Origin of the sequence: Streptomyces sp. AB3(2024) (assembly GCF_041862025.1) — a bacterium.
GTDB lineage: Bacteria > Actinomycetota > Actinomycetes > Streptomycetales > Streptomycetaceae > Streptomyces.
Genome location: NZ_JBGWAB010000032.1, coordinates 18,973 through 35,061, shown reverse-complemented (window position 1 = coordinate 35,061; position 16,089 = coordinate 18,973). Strand labels below are relative to the sequence as shown.

Genomic DNA, 16,089 nt, shown 5'->3' with positions numbered 1-16,089 from the left:
CGCTTACACCGCCTCGCGCAGGTCGAGACCGATGTCGAGGACCGGCGAGGAGTGCGTCAGGGCGCCGACCGCCAGGTAGTCCACGCCGGTCTCGGCGTAGGCGCGGGCGGTGTCCAGGGTGAGGCGGCCCGAGGACTCCAGGGTGGCGCGGCCGGCCACGATGGTGACGGCCTCCTCGGTCTCCGGGACGGTGAAGTTGTCGAGCAGGATCAGGTCGGCGCCCGCGTCCACGACCTCGCGGACCTGGTGCATGGTGTCGACCTCGACCTCGACGGGGACGTCCGGGAAGGCCTCGCGGACGGCCTTGAAGGCCTGGGCGACGCCGCCCGCGGCGACGACGTGGTTGTCCTTGACCAGGGCCGCGTCCGACAGGGACATGCGGTGGTTGACGCCGCCGCCGCAACGGACCGCGTACTTCTCCAGGGAGCGCAGGCCCGGCGTGGTCTTGCGGGTGTCGCGGACCTTCGCCTTCGTACCCTCCAGGACGTCGGCCCAGCGGCGGGTGGCGGTCGCGATGCCGGAGAGGCGGCACAGGATGTTCAGGGCGCTGCGCTCGGCGGTCAGCAGGTCGCGGGTGCGGGCGCGGACGGACAGCAGCAGCTGCCCGGCCTCGACCTTGTCGCCGTCCTCGGCGTGCCGCTCGACCTCGAAGGCCTCGGTGCACACCACGGAGAACACGGCCTCGGCGATGCGCAGCCCGGCCACGACACCGGCCTCGCGGGCCACGAAGTCCGCAATGGCCTCGGCGTCCTCGGGAACGGTGGCGACGGTGGTGACGTCGACCCCGCCGTCCAGGTCCTCGGACAGCGCCATGTGCGCGATGTCCTCGACCTCGATCGGGTCCAGGCCCGCGTCCACCAGCAGCTGGGCCAGCGCCGGGTCGAGGCCGGTCTCCTCGCCCTCGCCGCAGCCGCAGTCGTCGCCGCAGCCGCCTTCGTTCTGGTCGATCAGGGGGAGTTCGGGGGTGCTCACGGTCACTGCTCCAGGCTCTGGGGGGTGAGGGGGACGTCCACGGACGGGAAGTCCGCGGAGTCGGTGGGGACGACGACCAGGGCCCGCCGCTCGGTCGCCGACAGCCGGACGACGAGGTGACGGCGCCAGGCGGCGTCGTCCCGGTCGGGGTGGTCCTCGCGCCAGTGGCAGCCGCGCGTCTCGGCGCGCCGCTGGGCGGCGGCGACCAGGACGCGGGCCACGCACAGCAGGTTGGTCGCCTCCCAGGTCTCCACGCCCGGGACGGCGGTCTTGCCGTGGGCCTCCAGCTCGCCCAGGGCGGTCGTGTAGAGGGTCTCCAGCGCGGCGGCCGCCGCGCTCAGGGACTCGGCGGAGCGCAGTACGCCCGCGCCCCGCGTCATGATGCGCTGGATCTCGTGGCGCGCCTCGGCGGGCTGGAGCGGGCCGGTCGCGGGGACCGGGATGCCCGGTCCGTTGCCGGCGGGGGCGCGGTCCAGGATGTCGTCGGCGATCCGCTCGGCGAAGACCAGGCCCTCCAGCAGGGAGTTGGAGGCCAGCCGGTTCGCCCCGTGCACGCCGGTGCAGGCGACCTCGCCGCACGCGTACAGGCCGGGGACGGTGGTGCGGCCGTGCAGGTCGGTGCGTACGCCGCCGGAGGCGTAGTGCGCGGCGGGCGCGACCGGGATCGGCTCGGTCACCGGGTCGATGCCGTGGGCGCGGCAGGCGGCCAGGATCGTCGGGAAGCGGTGTTCCCACATCTCGGCGCCGAAGTGCCGGGCGTCCAGGTACATGTGCTGCGCGCCGTGCTCCAGCATGCGTCGCGTGATGCCCTTGGCGACGATGTCGCGCGGGGCCAGTTCGGCGAGCTCGTGCTGCCCCACCATGAAGCGGACGCCGTCGGCGTCGACCAGGTGGGCGCCCTCGCCACGGACGGCCTCGGAGACCAGGGGCTGCTGGCCCTCGGCGTCGGGCCCCAGGAAGAGGACGGTGGGGTGGAACTGGACGAATTCGAGGTCGGACACCTCGGCCCCGGCGCGCAGTGCCAGTGCCACGCCGTCGCCGGTGGAGACGGACGGGTTGGTGGTGGCGGAGAACACCTGGCCCATGCCGCCGGTCGCGAGGATCACGGCGGGCGCGTGGACGGCGCCGACGCCGTCGTGCTGGCCCTCGCCCATGACGTGCAGGGTGACGCCGGCGGTGCGGCCCTCGGCATCCTGGAGGAGGTCCAGGACCAGGGCGTTCTCGACGGTCTCGATGCCCGCCGCGTGGACCGCCTCGACCAGGGCGCGGGAGATCTCGGCGCCGGTGGCGTCGCCGCCGGCGTGCGCGATGCGGCGGCGGTGGTGGCCGCCCTCACGGGTCAGCTCTATCTCGCCGGTGTCGGCGGCGGTGTCGAAGACGGCGCCGGTCGCGATGAGCCGGCGCACCGCGTCCGGGCCCTCGGTGACCAGGAGCCGTACGGCCGCCTCGTCGCACAGGCCCGCACCGGCGACGAGGGTGTCGTCGAGGTGCTGTTCGGGGGTGTCGCCCTCGCCGAGGGCCGCGGCGATGCCGCCCTGGGCCCAGCGGGTGGAGCCGTCGTCCAGGCGCGCCTTGGTGACCACGACCGTACGGCGGCCCGCGGCGGCGCAGCGCAGCGCGGCGGTCAGGCCCGCGACGCCCGAGCCGACGACCACGACGTCCGCCTCGACGGCCCAGCCGGGGGCGGGGGCGTGCAGCCGTATGCCGGTGCCGCCGGTGCCGTCCGCCGGGATGCCTCTGCCTGTGGTGCTCACGCGTGTGCTCCGAACTCCAATGGGATGTTGTCGATCAGCCGGGTCGCGCCGACCTTCGCCGCGACGGCCAGCACGGCCTGACCGGTGAAGTCGGGGCCGACGTCGGTGAAGTCCTGCGGGTCCACCAGGGCCAGGTAGTCCAGGACCAGCGGCGGATCGTGCCGGCCCGCCTCCTCCAGGACGTGGCGGGCCGCGGCCCGTACGGCGTCCGGCAGGCCCGAACACGCCGCGGAGACGGCGTGCGCGTCCGCGGAGGCCCGGATCTCGCCGAGCCGGGCCAGGCCCGCGGCGCGCTCGTCGCTGGCGGGGGCGGCCTCGGCGCGGGCGCGCAGCGCCGCCTGGGCGGCGAGCCGGTCGCGGCCCGCGAACAGGGCGCGGGACAGGGCGAGGGCGGTGCGCCGTTCGAGGGCCGAGAGGTAACGGTTGCGGGAGGACAGGGCGAGCCCGTCCTCCTCCCGGACGGTCGGCACGCCGGCCACGTCCACGGGGAAGTTGAGATCGGTCACCATGCGCCGGATCAGGGCCAGTTGCTGGGCGTCCTTCTGGCCGAAGAGGGCCAGGTCGGGGCGGGTGAGGTGGAGCAGCTTGGCGACGACGGTGAGCATCCCGTCGAAGTGGCCGGGGCGGGTGGCGCCTTCGAGGCGCTCGCCCATGGGACCGGCGGTGATCCGCACCTGGGGGGCGCCGCCGGGGTAGACCTCCTCGACGGCGGGGGCGAACACGGCGTCGGCGCCCGCCTCGTCGGCGATCCGCAGGTCGGCGTCGAGGGTGCGGGGATAGCGGTCGAGGTCCTCGTTCGCCCCGAACTGGAGGGGGTTGACGAAGACGGTGACCACGACCTGCCCGTCCGGGCCGGCCTGCTCGCGGGCGGTGCGGACGAGGGTGGCGTGGCCCTCGTGGAGGGCGCCCATCGTCATCACGACGGCGCGGCGGCCGGTGCGCGGGAGCTTGTGGAGTTCTTCCGCGGTGTTCAGCAACAGCAGCGGGCCGGTCATCGGGCGCCACCCTCCGGTTCGGCGGTGTCGGCGAGGACACCGAGCAGGTCCTCGGCCAGTTCGGGCTTGAGCAGTCCGTGCGCGAGGGCGCGGTCGGCGGTGGTCCGGGCCATGGCGAGGTACCCGGCGACGGTGGCGGGGGCGTGCTTGCGCAGCTCGGAGACGTGCGCGGCGACCGTACCGGCGTCACCGCGGGCGACCGGGCCGGTCAGCGCCGCGTCCCCGGAGCGCAGGGCGTTGTCGAGGGCCGCGCCGAGGAGGGGGCCGAGCATCCGGTCGGGGTGTTCGACACCGGCGGTGCGGAGCAGCTCCATCGACTGGGCGACCAGGGTGACCAGGTGGTTGGCGCCCAGGGCGAGGGCTGCGTGGTAGAGCGGGCGGCTGTCCTCCGCGATCCACTCGGGCTCCCCGCCCATCTCGATGACCAGGGCCTCCGCGGCCAGCCGCAGCTCCTCGGGGGCGGTCACGCCGAAGGAGCAGCCGCCCAGGCGCTGCACGTCGACCTCGGTGCCGGTGAAGGTCATCGCGGGGTGCAGGGCCAGCGGGAGCGCCCCGGCGCGGCGCGCGGGGTCGAGCACGGAGGTCCCGTAGCGCCCGGATGTGTGGACGAGGAGCTGTCCGGGGCGGACGGCGCCCGTCTCGGCGAGGCCCTCGACCAGGCCGGGCAGGGCGTCGTCGGGGACGGTCAGCAGCACCAGCTCGGCCCGCTCCAGCACCTGCGCGGGCGGGACGACCGGTACGTCGGGCAGCATCCGCGCGGCGCGGCGCCGGGAGGCGTCGGAGACTCCGGAGACGGCGACGGGACGGTGTCCGGCCTGCTGGAGCGCGCGGGCCAGCGCGGGGCCGACCCGGCCGGCTCCGACGACGCCGACGGTCAGCCGGGCGGGACGGCCGGACGGATCCCGGGACTCCGTCTGATGGGGTGCGTTCACGCGGGCAATGCCTTCCGTTCCAGTCCGCGGGGGGTACCGGACGATACGCCGCCATGCTAGCCCCTGGGGCCGTGGCGGGGCCGCGCCGACCGGGGGCATGATCGGGCCCATGACCGATGACGAGGAACGTACGAAGCGGCTGGTGGCGGCGGGGCGGGCGGCGGACCGGTCCCTCTCGGGGGGCGGCCGGGACGCGACGGCCGGGGAGCTGCTCGCCGCGCTGGCGCAGGCCCCGTACGACCTGGGACAGCCCGCCGACGTGTACGGCGACGGGATCGTCGCCGAGCTGGAGACCCGGGTCGCGGAGCTGCTGGGGACCGAAGAGGCGGCGTTCTTCCCGACGGGGACGATGGCGCAGCAGGTCGCGCTGCGCTGCTGGGCGGGGCGGACCGGGAACCCGGTCGTGGCGCTGCACCCGATGAGCCATCCGGAGCGGTGGGAGGGCGGCGCGCTGCCGGTGGTCTCCGGGCTGCGCACGGTCCACCCGACGGGGGAGCCGCGGCAGCCGACCGCGCAGGAGGTCACCGACCTGGCGGAGCCCTTCGGCACGCTGATGGTGGAGCTGCCGCTGCGCGACCCCGGCTTCCTGCTGCCGACCTGGGAGGAGCTGGAGGAGCTGGTCGACGCGGCCCGGGAGCGGGACGCGGTCGTCCACTTCGACGGGGCCCGGCTGTGGGAGTGCGCGACCCATTTCGGGCGGCCGCTGGCGGAGGTCGCGGGGCTCGCGGACTCCGTCTACGTCTCCTTCTACAAGTCCCTCGGCGGGCTGAGCGGGGCCTGCCTGGCCGGACCCCGGGGCTTCGTGGAGGAGGCCCGCGTCTGGCGCCACCGGTACGGGGGGCAGGTGTTCCGCCAGTTCCCGCAGGCCCTGTCGGCGCTGGCCGGGCTGGAGCGGCAGCTGCCGCTGCTGCCGTCCTACGTGGCGCAGGCGAAGGTCGTCGCCGGGGCCTTGCGGGAGGGCTTCGAGGAGGCGGGCGTGCCGTGGTTCCGGGTCCACCCGGAGGTGCCGCACACGCACCAGTTCCAGGTGTGGCTGCCGTACGGGGCGGACGGGCTGACGGAGGCGGGCCTGCGCCTCGCGGAGGAGACGGGCACGCTCCTGTTCCGGCGCTGGTCGGCGCAGGGCCCCCCGGGGATGGCGATGACGGAGGTCGAGGTCACGCAGCCGGGGCTGTCCTGGACGGCGGACGACGTCCGGGCGGCGGTACGGGGGTTCGTGGACCGGCTGTAGCTCCCCGGCGGCGCCCCGCGGGGGTGGGGGGCCGGGCCCCGGCAGCGTGCCGCCGCGCCCCGCCCCGGGCCTCAGCAGGGCCTCGCCGGGTGGAGGAGGCGGTGGAGGGCCGCGCGCCAGGGGTGGGTGGCCGGGCGGCCGTCGAGGACGGCGCGGAAGCGGGCCTCGGTGCGGACGGACCGCAGGACGGCCCAGTCGCCCTGGCCCGGTGGCGGGGGCTGGGGGGTGCCGTGCTGGGCGGCCCGGTAGCTGTCGAAGAGGTACTGCTCGGTGGCGGTCATGCATCCACCCTCACCCCGTCGGCGGCAACCCGCACGACGATTGACGCCGACCGTCAATCGAGGCCTCCCACCTGCGCCGGAGCTCCCCCGCCCGTCACCGGGACGGACGGGTCGGGGTGCGTGCTCCCGGCTCCCGCGCGGGCCCGTCCGGGGCCAGAATGGGGCGATGAGCGTCACGATCGACATAGCCGGGCTCCCCGCGGAGCGGATCGGTTTCGCGCCGGCTCCGCTCGCCGAGCTCTGCATGGCCCTGCACGCGCTGTCGCAGCCCGCGCACCATCCCGAGCTCCACTCCTGGACGAACTCCACCAGAGCCTCGCTCGACCCCTGCTTGGCGGAGCGGCTGCTCGAAGCCGAGTTCATGTGGCGCAGTTCGTTCTCCGACATCTTCATGGCCTTCGCCGGGATCCCCGGCGGTTCGGGCCGCCCCGGAGCCACCCTGGCCGAGGACCTGGACATCCTCGACCGGATGGACGACGAGCGGTTCGTGATGGCCGCCCTGGAGCACTGCTGGCTCGCGCTCTACAACGAGGGCGGCGGGCCCTCCCCGCTGAAGGACCCGGGCGCGCGGGCCGAGGCGCTGGAGGCGGCGGCCGCACGCGGGCCCCGTCAGCTGGATTTCTCGGTGCGGCTGCTGGACGACACCCACTCCGTCCGGGTCTGGCTGCGCCGGCTCCTGGAGGACTGCGACGAGGCCTTCTTCGCCGAGACCTGGCGGCGGATCGAGCCGCGGCAGGCGGCGGACGCCCGGCACAAGACGGAGGTGCTGCGCCACAAGGGGCTGCCGGCGGCACTGCGGGAGGTGTCGGCGGCGCTGAGCGTGGACGGGGGGCTGACCACGATCACCGCCGACAAGATGGTCAACGGCCAGGCCACGGCCACCGATCCGCGGGTCGGTCCCGGACTGCTGTTCGTGCCGACGAACTTCGGCTGGCCGCACCTGCTGGTGCTGCACGCGCCCGGCTGGCGCCCGGTGGTGCACTATCCGCTGAACTCGCCCGAACTGGCCCCCGAGCCCGGCTCGGTGGAGCTGCTCGCGCGCCGGATGGAGGCGCTGGCGCACCCGGTGCGGATGATGCTGTGCCGCAGCCTGGCGCGGGCCCCGTACACGACGAGCGAGCTGGCGCGGGTCTACGGGATCACCCCGCCGGAGGTGTCCCGGCACCTGGCGGTGCTGAAGAAGGCCGGGCTGCTGCACGCCCGCCGCCAAGGCCGTTATGTACAGCATCAGTTGGATCTGTCCGCGGTCGCTCGAATAGGTTCCGATTTCATCGAGGGCATTCTCCGCTGACCACTCTTCGGACGGTGGCCGGATTTCGACGGCGCAGAGTCACCGATATGCGGATTTCACAAACCGGAAGCAGTGAAAACCCTGGCGAGAGCGGCCTGTTGGTGCCTAACGTGCGTCCACCACCCACCCCATTGCCCCGCGTGCCGTGAAAGGACCTTCATGCCCTCTCGCCCTATAGCCGCAGCAACCGCCGCCCTGGCGGCCGCGGCCCTCGTCTCGCCGCTCCTCCTCGCCGGCCCGGCCGGTGCCACCGCGAGCCCGCAGAGCGATGCCGCCAGGGGTGACGCGCTGGCCAGGAAGCTGGTCAAGGAGGCGACCGGCAAGGGCGCCAACAACCACCTGAAGGTCCTCCAGTCGATCGCCGACTACAACAAGGGCACCCGCGTCGCCGGCTCGAAGGGGCACGTCCAGTCCGCCCAGTACGTCGAGGCCGTGCTCAAGGCGGCCGGGTACAAGGTCACGCGCAACGAGTTCGACTTCGTGTACGTCGAGACGATCTCCGAGAAGCTGAAGGTCAACGGCGCGGCCGGCCGGGACGTCCCGATCAAGCTGATGACGTACACGGCCAGCGGTCCGGCCGAGGGCGTCACCGCGCAGCTCGCGGTCGCCCCGGTCGACGCCGACGGCAGCAACGGCTGCGAGCCCGGCGACTTCGCGCCCGGCACCTTCACCGGCAGGATCGCGCTGGTCAAGCGCGGCGGCTGCACCTTCGCGGTGAAGCAGGCGAACGCGGCGGCGGCCGGCGCGGTGGGCACGGTCATCTACAACAACACGGCGGGCGCCCTGAACGGCACCCTCGGCGACGCCAACGCGGGCAAGGTCCCCACCGGCGGCGTCTCCCAGGAGGAGGGCGAGAAGCTGGCGGCCGAGGCGGCGGCCGGCCCGGTCTCGCTCACCCTGGACATCCGCGAGCTGCGCGAGAACCGCAAGACCTTCAACGTGGTCGCGGAGACGCAGGGCGGCGACGAGAACAACACCGTCTTCCTCGGCGCGCACCTGGACTCGGTGGCGGCCGGTCCCGGCATCAACGACAACGGCTCCGGCTCGGCGGGCATCCTCCAGGTCGCACAGCGCCTCGCGAGCGAGCAGAAGAAGATCAAGAACAAGGTCAAGTTCGCCTGGTGGTCGGCGGAGGAGTTCGGCCTGCTCGGCTCGGAGGCGTACGTCGCCTCGCTGACGCCGGAGCAGAAGAAGCAGATCAAGCTGTACCTGAACTTCGACATGATCGCCTCGCCGAACGCCGCCTACTTCGTCTACGACGGCGACGACTCCGACAAGGTCGGCTCGGGCCCCGGCCCGGAGGGTTCGGCGCAGCTGGAGAAGCAGATCACCGACTTCCTCGACGCGCAGAAGATCCCGCACGAGGGCAGTGACTTCACCGGCCGCTCGGACTACGGCCCGTTCATCGAGGCGGGGATACCCTCCGGCGGTACGGACACGGGCGCCGAGGGCATCAAGACCCCGGAGCAGGCCGCGAAGTTCGGCGGTCAGGCGGGTGTCGCCTACGACGTGAACTACCACGGCAAGGGCGACGACATCACCAACATCGACCAGAAGGCGCTCGACATCAACGTCGACGTCATCGCGAACGCGGTCGGCCACTACGCCTACGACCTGGCCCCGCTGACGCAGCCGGTCACCCCCAAGCCGAGCACCGGCTCGGGCAACGGCGGCGGTCTGCGTCCGGGTCACGACCACGACGCCACGCAGTAGGCGGCGCGGCGGCGCAGCGCAGCCGCACGAGCGCAGCAGCAGGGGCCGTCATCCCGTCGGGGTGGCGGCCCCCGCCGCGTCCGGGGCCCTCGCCGCCTCACCGGCCCACCCCTCGGTGACGGCCGCGACCGCCCCGGCGACCTCGGCCAGCCGGCCCGCGTCGGCCCGCACCGAGCGGGCCAGTTCGAGGTGGAGGAAGCGGGTCCCCCGCTCGGCGGCCAGCCGGCCCTGCTCGTTGTTGCGCCCCGAGAGGCGGCAGTTCGCGGCCCAGGCCCGGCACGGCCTGATCCCGCGGCCCTCCAGCCGTGCGGCGAGCCGCTCCGCGTCGGCGGCGGCCGTGTCGCCGGACCCGGTGGAGACGACGGCTGCGGCGGCGGGGGCGGAGGAGTCGGCGAACCCGTGGAGCTGGATGCCGGGCAGGCCGCGGCGGGTGAGCTCGGTGACGACGGCGTGGAAGACGGAGTCGGTGCGGTGGGCCATGTCGGCCACGTCCCCGGAGGCGGCGGTGTCCTCCTCCTCGGCCCCGCCCGCGTCGGCGCCGGATCCGGAGCCCGCCTTGCGGTGGGCCCCGGCCAGGACCATGACCCCGCCGGGGGCGCCGCGCAGCACCTGCGCGCCGAGTCGTTCGGTGTCCTGGTCGGCGATGGGGTGCGGGACCTGGACCGACCAGCGCGGGGGCGCGCCGAGGTCGACGTAGACGCGGCCCCAGCCGCGGTTCGCGGATCCGGGGCGGGCGGCCGCGTCGGCGACCTCGGCGAAGCGGCGGCCGCCCGGTCCGTCGGTGAAGGTGTCGAGGCGGTAGTCCACGTCGGCGAGGCGGGCACGCGCTTTATCGACATTTCCATCGAAAAGGGCTGATACCCCTTCCATGACAGCGTCCCGCTCCGCCCTCGTCGGTACGCGATAGCCGCCCGTCACTCCGAATTCCGAGGTGAATCGGGTCACCCTCTCCAGCAGGCCCGTGCCCGGGACCACAGGGGAAGGGATGGACGCAGTCCTCTTTTCGGCCACATAAGAGGGCATGAAAGCGACATAAGCGACCCCAGCCATGATCGCCAGGCACATGATCGCAACAATCGTTACGTTTTTTGTGAATCTCGCAGTCGTCACTGGCCGAAAATAGCTGAGTGAAATTCACCCCCGTCCGCCCGGCCTCCCCCCGGAAGCGCGCCGCGCTGCTGGCCCTCCCGCTGAGCCTCTCGCTCGCGGGCTGCGGGCTCCTCGGCGGCCCGGAGCGCGGCCCGGCGGGCGGCCCGGCGGGCGGCGGCGCGGGCGGCACGGGCGGGGGCCGTTCCTTCACCGTGGCCGCCGCGGGCGACATCCTCATCCACCCCCAGTTGACCGAACAGGCCGCCCGGGACGCGCGGGCCGCCGGCCACCAGGGCTACGACTTCGACCGGATCATGGCGGGGGTCAAGCCGGTCATCAGCCGGGCCGACCTCGGGATCTGCCACATGGAGGCGGTCCTGGGCAGCCCCGGCGGCCCCTTCCGGGCCTACCCCGACTTCCTCGTCCCGCCGCAGATCGCCAAGACGGTCAAGGCCATCGGCTACGACACCTGCTCGACGGCCTCCAACCACACCCTCGACCACGGCCCCGAAGGGGTCTACGGCACCCTCGACACCCTCGACCGCGAAGGCCTGCGCCACACCGGCTCCGCCCGCAGCCGGGCCGAGGCGGACACCCCCCTGATCCTGGACGTCAAGGGCGTCAAGGTCGCCCAGATCTCCTTCGCCTTCGGCTTCAACGGGCGCGACCTCCCCCCGGACAAGCCCTGGCTGGCGAACCTGACCAGCTTCAAGGCCATCGCCGCCGCCGAGAAGAAGGCCCGCGCGGCCGGCGCCGACGTGGTCATCCTCTCCATCCACTGGGGCCGCGAGCACCAGCCCGACCCCAGCAACCAGCAGCTGGACCTGGCCCGCCGGATCGCCCGCGAGACCGGGATCAACCTGGTCATCGGCCACCACAGCCACGTCGTCCAGCCGATGGAGAAGATCGGCGGCACCTGGATCGCCTACGGGCTCGGCAACCAGCTCGCCCGCCACGACGTGCCCGGCGGACTGACCGAAGAGGGCGCCATCGGCTGGTTCGAGTTCACCGAACGCGGCGGCACCTGGGACGTGCGGGCCCGCTACGCACCCACCTTCACCGACATCCCGCCCGACCCGCAGGCCGCCCCCGGCGCCGACCCGGCCGCCGCGCAGCCCGTGCGCGACCACCGCCTGGTCGACGTCGCGGAGGCCCTGCGCGGCGACGCACGGCTCCTGCCGCAGCAGCGCGCCCGCTACCGGCTGGCCTTCGAACGCACCCAGGGCACCCTGCTCAACCGCGGCGCCGCCAAGGACGGGCTCCGCGCCCTGCGGGAGCTGCCGGACTGACCCCGTACGTCCCCCCGCCCCACCCCTCCCGCACCTCCCCCCGCTCCAGGAAGGACCCCGCTGTGGCCGCTTCGCGCACCACGCGGCGGCGCAAGGCCCGCCGCAGGGCCGACATGTCACTCCTCGGTGGCATCAGGCCCCCGATCACCGTGCTGTCGGTACTGCTGCTCGCCCTGGCGGGATTCACCGCGTTCAGCCTCGGCACCGTCCACGAGGACCGGCTGCCCGAGGCCGTGCTCACCTCGCAGCAGCACTTCGCCGAGGACGGCGCGATCGCCCTGCGCGCCTCCCTGGACGAGAGCGTCACCGACCTCGACCGGGCCTCGGCCCTCTTCTCCACCGGCAAGCCCGTCGCCCCCGACGCCGTCCTCGACCGCATCGGCAGCGTCTACCAGAAGTGGCGCGGCACCGCCGTCGTCGAGATCGGCTCCGGCCGGCTGCTCGCCGCCCGCGGCGAGAACCTCCCGCTGACCGCCATCGACCGCACGAAACTCTCCGGCGCCGACGGCCTGGCCCCCCGCATGGTCAGGATGCCCGGCGGCGAGACCCGGCTGCTGACCCTCTCCCTCCTCACCTGGAAGGACCAGCCCCAGCAGCTGCTGGTGGCCTCCAGCAGCCTGCGCTTCCCCGGCATCAGCCTCGGCAGGTTCCGCTCCATCGCCGTCGTCGGCTCCGACGGCGCCGTCCTCAGCAGCGACGGCATCCCCGAGCCCGAGATGGTCACCGAGACCCAGCGCGCCGACGTCAAACGCGACACCAAACAGCTGGCCTCCTTCGCCAAGGCAGCCGCCAGGAAGACCCGCGCCAACCCCCTCACCGCCAAGGAGCCCGGCTCCGGCGGTTTCCCCGGGGTCAGCGGCAGCCTGCTGGGCGGCGAGTCCGGCGGGGACCGCGCCGCCGCCGGTTACGCGGGCCTCGCCGGCTCCGAGGCCGGCGTCGGCACCACCGCCACCAGCCTGGACCTCACCGTCGTCGCCATGGTCAACGTGCCGCAGAACCCGGCCCGCACCTCCGACGCCTTCGCCGGAATGGTCCTGGCCGGCGCCCTGCTCCTGGTCGGCGCCCTCGTCGTGGCCCTGCTCGTCGCCACCGTGCAGCGCCCGCTGATCGGCCTCTTCCTCGACAGCCGCCGCCTCACCCGGGGCGACCTCACCCGCCCCGTGGCCGTCCCCCGGGGCGCCGAGGCCACCCGGATCGCCGCCGCCCTGGAACGGCTGCGCCTCCAGCTGCGCGACGGCGCCCCGGCCGCGCCCGCCGCATCACCCGCCCGGGCCCGCCGCAAACGCCGTACGGGCGCCCGTACGCTCCTCGCCCTGTGCGCGGTCCTGCTCCTCGCGTGGTGCCTCCCGCTGGGGCTGCTCGTCAACCGGGCCGGGGACGCCGTCGTCGTACCCCAGCAGCTGGTCAACGACCAGCGCGAACGCACCGACACCCTCAACGACCGGGTCCGCCGCGCCCTCAACGAGGGCCAGGCCGACCTGCTGTCCGTGGCCTCGTCGATGGACGGCGACACCACCCCCGAGCACATGAGCGCGGTCCTGGAGCGCACCGCCGACGAACACGCGCGCTACCAGTCCCTCTACGTCCTGGACCCCTCCGGCAAGATCCTCGCCCGGGCGGGCGGCACCCCGAAGGCCGCCGACGGCAAGGGGCCCCGCAAGGATCCGGTGGCCCTCGACGACAGCGGCAAGAGCCCCGTGATCGTCGCGACGGCACCGGTCCCCGGCAAGGCGGGCACGGCCGTCGTCGGCGAGCTGCGCATCGACTTCCTCAACTCCCTCCTCAAGCGGCCCGGCCTCGGGGAGATCCGCGTCGTCGACGCCAAGCACCGGATCATCGCCTCCAACGGCGGCTACCGCGCCTTCCACAAGCTCGACGACGCACGCCTCGACGCCCTCGTCGACGGCTCCGCCCTCAAGGTCGGCATGGCCCCCCGGCCCGGCAGCGTCCTCTACCGCAGCGGCGGCGACCACGTCATCGCCGCCGCCGCGCCGTTCTCCGGCGGCGGCGCGGCCGGGGACCTGAAGTGGACCGTGGTCAGCTGGCAGTCCGCCAAGGGCCTGGCCATCCAGGAGTACAGCCTGCAGAACCGCACCGTCCTCGCCGGGCTCCTCGGCTTCGCGGTCGGCGCGGCCTGCCTGGGCTGGCTCCAGATCATCGTGATCGCGCCGCTGCGCGAACTGGCCCGGCGCGCCGAGGCCCTCGCCGACGGCGACCGGCGCACGGTCCTCTACCCGCGCCACCACGACGAGGTCGGCGCCGTCACCCGCAGCCTGGAGATCATCCGGCAGCAGCTCCAGCAGCGACAGCAGCAGCGCAAGCAGGCCGCCGGACAGCCGTCCGCACCGGCCGGAAGGAACTGATCCCCCGTGCTCTTCCTCTACTGCGTACTGCTCGTCTGCTGCCTGATCATGCTGATCGCGGGCATCGTCGAGCAGCGCCGGCACTTCTCCAACCTGGACCGGATACCGAACCGGGTGCTGGTCAACGGCATCCGCGGCAAGAGCTCCATCACCCGGCTGTGCGCGGGCGCGCTGCGCGGCGGCGGCCTGACGACGGTCGCCAAGACCACCGGAACGGCCGCCCGGTTCATCCACCCCGACGCCACCGAGGAGCCGGTCTACCGCAAGTTCGGCATCGCCAACGTCGTCGAGCAGATCGGCATCGTGCGGCGCGCCGCCGCCTACCGGCCGGACGCGCTGGTCATGGAGTGCATGGCGGTCATGCCGGCGCTCCAGGAGATCAACCAGTCGAAGCTGATCCAGTCGACCATCGGCGTCCTGTGCAACGTCCGCGAGGACCACGTCGCCGAGATGGGCCCGACCCTCGACGACATCGCGCGCTCCCTGTCGCGCTCGATGCCGCACGGCGGGATCTGCGTCACCGCCGAGAAGGAACGGTTCGACGTGCTCCAGGAGGAGGCGGACGCCCGGGACTGCCAGCTGGTCTACGCCGACCCGGACACGGTCTCGGACGAGGAGCTGCGCGGGTTCAGCTGGTTCACCTTCAAGGAGAACGTGGCGATCGCCCTCACCGTCGCCGAACTCCTCGGCGTCGACCGGGCGACGGCCCTGAAGGGCATGTACGAGGCCCCGCCGGACCCGGGCGTGCTGTCGGTCGAGCGGTACCTGGCGCCGGGCGGCAAGCGGCTGCGCTTCGCGAACGTCTTCGCGGCGAACGACCCCGAGTCCACGCTGATGAACATCAACCAGCTGCTGGACCTGGGCGCGGTGGACCGCCCGCTGAACGTGGTGATCAACTGCCGGCCCGACCGGGTCGAGCGCAACGGCCAGATGGGCTCGATCGTCCCCGAACTCCAGCCGGACAGGGTGTTCGTGATCGGGCACCCCGCGAAGAGCGCCATCGACGCGATCCCGGCCGAGTGGCGCGACCGCGCCGTCGACCTCGGCGGTGACCAGCGCGACGGCGAGGAGTTCATGCACGAGCTGCTGGGACACCTCGGGAAGAGCTCCTCGCTGGTGGCCATCGGCAACATCCACGGGCAGGGCGAAGTGCTGCTGGAGCACCTCGCGGAACTCCCGCCGGACGAGTCCGAGCCGGAACGGGACGCCGGGGAACGGGAGCAGGAGCCCGCCCCCGTCTTCACGCGCCCGCTCGACCCGTACGCCGAGGACCCGTACGGCCAGGACCCGTACGGCCAGGGCCCCTACGCGGGCGCCCCGCACGTGCAGCAGCCCCCGTACGCGGGTGCCGGACACCCGCAGCAGCCCCACCCGCAGCCTCCGCACGCCCAGGGCCCGTACCCGCAGCAGCAGCCGCACGCGGGGGCCCCGTACGGACAGCAGCCGTACCCGGGGCCCTCCGTCGGGCAGCAGTACGCGAGCGCCGCGTACGGGCAGCAGCCCCACCCGCAGGCCCCGCACGGGGAAGCCCCACAAGAGCGGGCAGCACGGCCGCGGCCCGCGCCCGACCCCTACGGCATCGGCGCCGCCACGCCGGTCCCGGCCTGGCCGCAGCAGGCGCCGCAGGTCCCCCCGAACGCCCACCCAGGAGAGCCCCGTTGATCCCCGCCGTCCTCACCCCGGAGATAGCCGCGATCGGCATCGCGCTGGGCCTGCTGTTCTCCCTGCTCTGCTACCTCACGACCAACCTCTCCCCCGGCGGCATGATCACCCCGGGCTGGCTCGCGCTCACCCTCATCGAGGACCTCCAGCGCGCCGCCCTCGTGGTCGGCATCACCGTGATGACGTACGTCCTGACCCTGCTCACGCAGAAGTTCGTCATCCTCTACGGCAAGCGCCTCTTCGCCGCCGTCGTCCTCATCGGCGTCCTGCTCCAGGCCACCGTGGTGATCGTGCTCCAGATGGAGTTCCCGCTCCTGTACGCGAACCAGACCCTCGGCTTCATCGTCCCGGGCCTGATCGCCTACCAGCTGGTCCGCCAGCCCAAGGGCGCCACCCTGCTCGCCACCGGCAGCGCCACGCTCATGACGTACGTCGTCCTGACCGCCGGGATCCTGCTCGGCGTCATGCCCAGCGCCTGACGCCCCGCAACGCCACCCCTCACCCACCGCCCCGGAGC

13 protein-coding genes are annotated in these 16,089 nt (G+C 73.7%); 7 read left to right on the top strand and 6 right to left on the bottom strand.

Annotated elements, in window-relative coordinates:
- Positions 1-3: 3 nt before the first annotated feature.
- From nadC to ACEPPI_RS15780, 4 genes are read right to left on the bottom strand one after another with little or no spacing between them, the layout of a single operon-like run.
- Positions 4-972, bottom strand: coding sequence for a carboxylating nicotinate-nucleotide diphosphorylase (gene nadC, locus ACEPPI_RS15795; protein WP_373915852.1), 969 nt, complete (start codon positions 970-972; stop codon positions 4-6).
- Between the two features lie 2 nt (positions 973-974).
- Positions 975-2,726, bottom strand: coding sequence for an L-aspartate oxidase (locus tag ACEPPI_RS15790; protein ID WP_373915851.1), 1,752 nt, complete (start codon positions 2,724-2,726; stop codon positions 975-977).
- The gene (gene panC / locus ACEPPI_RS15785) at positions 2,723-3,721 is read right to left on the bottom strand and encodes a pantoate--beta-alanine ligase (protein ID WP_373915850.1); all 999 of its coding nucleotides are present in this window, start codon (positions 3,719-3,721) and stop codon (positions 2,723-2,725) included. Before panC ends, ACEPPI_RS15790 begins: the two co-directional genes overlap by 4 nt.
- The gene (locus ACEPPI_RS15780) at positions 3,718-4,653 is read right to left on the bottom strand and encodes a Rossmann-like and DUF2520 domain-containing protein (protein WP_371677996.1); all 936 of its coding nucleotides are present in this window, start codon (positions 4,651-4,653) and stop codon (positions 3,718-3,720) included. Before ACEPPI_RS15780 ends, panC begins: the two co-directional genes overlap by 4 nt.
- A 109-nt stretch (positions 4,654-4,762) precedes the next feature.
- Here ACEPPI_RS15780 and ACEPPI_RS15775 point away from each other — a divergent pair, with 109 nt between their 5' ends.
- Positions 4,763-5,884: a low specificity L-threonine aldolase gene (locus ACEPPI_RS15775; RefSeq protein ID WP_373915849.1), complete on the top strand. Its 1,122-nt coding sequence runs from the start codon at positions 4,763-4,765 to the stop codon at positions 5,882-5,884.
- A gap of 71 nt (positions 5,885-5,955) precedes the next feature.
- Here the strand turns inward: ACEPPI_RS15775 and ACEPPI_RS15770 are convergent, their stop codons facing one another.
- Positions 5,956-6,165, bottom strand: coding sequence for a hypothetical protein (locus ACEPPI_RS15770; RefSeq protein WP_373915848.1), 210 nt, complete (start codon positions 6,163-6,165; stop codon positions 5,956-5,958).
- Between the two features lie 166 nt (positions 6,166-6,331).
- On the opposite strand from ACEPPI_RS15770, the gene ACEPPI_RS15765 reads away from it, so the two are divergent.
- On the top strand, positions 6,332-7,456 hold the full coding sequence (locus tag ACEPPI_RS15765) for a DUF5937 family protein (protein ID WP_373915847.1): 1,125 nt from the start codon (positions 6,332-6,334) through the stop codon (positions 7,454-7,456).
- A gap of 159 nt (positions 7,457-7,615) precedes the next feature.
- A complete protein-coding gene (locus ACEPPI_RS15760; RefSeq protein ID WP_373915846.1) occupies positions 7,616-9,169 on the top strand; it encodes a M28 family metallopeptidase in 1,554 nt (517 codons plus the stop codon).
- Positions 9,170-9,217: 48 nt separating this feature from the next.
- On the opposite strand, the gene ACEPPI_RS15755 is transcribed toward ACEPPI_RS15760, so the two are convergent.
- Positions 9,218-9,976 (bottom strand): hypothetical protein, encoded by a 759-nt coding sequence (locus ACEPPI_RS15755; RefSeq protein ID WP_373915845.1) that lies wholly within the window; start codon positions 9,974-9,976, stop codon positions 9,218-9,220.
- Between the two features lie 383 nt (positions 9,977-10,359).
- Between ACEPPI_RS15755 and ACEPPI_RS15750 the strand changes: the two genes are divergently transcribed.
- The 4 genes from ACEPPI_RS15750 (at position 10,360) to ACEPPI_RS15735 (ending at position 16,051) form a co-directional block, all read left to right on the top strand.
- The gene (locus ACEPPI_RS15750) at positions 10,360-11,547 is read left to right on the top strand and encodes a CapA family protein (protein WP_373915879.1); all 1,188 of its coding nucleotides are present in this window, start codon (positions 10,360-10,362) and stop codon (positions 11,545-11,547) included.
- Between the two features lie 113 nt (positions 11,548-11,660).
- A complete protein-coding gene (locus tag ACEPPI_RS15745; RefSeq protein WP_373915878.1) occupies positions 11,661-13,910 on the top strand; it encodes a HAMP domain-containing protein in 2,250 nt (749 codons plus the stop codon).
- 6 nt (positions 13,911-13,916) lie between these two features.
- A complete protein-coding gene (gene pgsB / locus ACEPPI_RS15740; RefSeq protein ID WP_373915844.1) occupies positions 13,917-15,572 on the top strand; it encodes a poly-gamma-glutamate synthase PgsB in 1,656 nt (551 codons plus the stop codon).
- On the top strand, positions 15,569-16,051 hold the full coding sequence (locus ACEPPI_RS15735) for a poly-gamma-glutamate biosynthesis protein PgsC/CapC (protein WP_030236898.1): 483 nt from the start codon (positions 15,569-15,571) through the stop codon (positions 16,049-16,051). The genes pgsB and ACEPPI_RS15735 overlap by 4 nt, the downstream gene beginning before the upstream one ends.
- Positions 16,052-16,089: the final 38 nt, after the last annotated feature.

Excerpts from the sequence above, each read along its gene's own strand:
- panC (WP_373915850.1), bottom strand. The coding sequence starts at position 3,721 with ATGACCGGCCCGCTGCTGTTGCTGAACACCGCGGAAGAACTCCACAAG.
- ACEPPI_RS15775 (WP_373915849.1), top strand. The coding sequence starts at position 4,763 with ATGACCGATGACGAGGAACGTACGAAGCGGCTGGTGGCGGCGGGGCGG.
- ACEPPI_RS15770 (WP_373915848.1), bottom strand. The coding sequence starts at position 6,165 with ATGACCGCCACCGAGCAGTACCTCTTCGACAGCTACCGGGCCGCCCAG.
- ACEPPI_RS15765 (WP_373915847.1), top strand. The coding sequence starts at position 6,332 with ATGAGCGTCACGATCGACATAGCCGGGCTCCCCGCGGAGCGGATCGGT.
- ACEPPI_RS15760 (WP_373915846.1), top strand. The coding sequence starts at position 7,616 with ATGCCCTCTCGCCCTATAGCCGCAGCAACCGCCGCCCTGGCGGCCGCG.
- ACEPPI_RS15745 (WP_373915878.1), top strand. The coding sequence starts at position 11,661 with ATGTCACTCCTCGGTGGCATCAGGCCCCCGATCACCGTGCTGTCGGTA.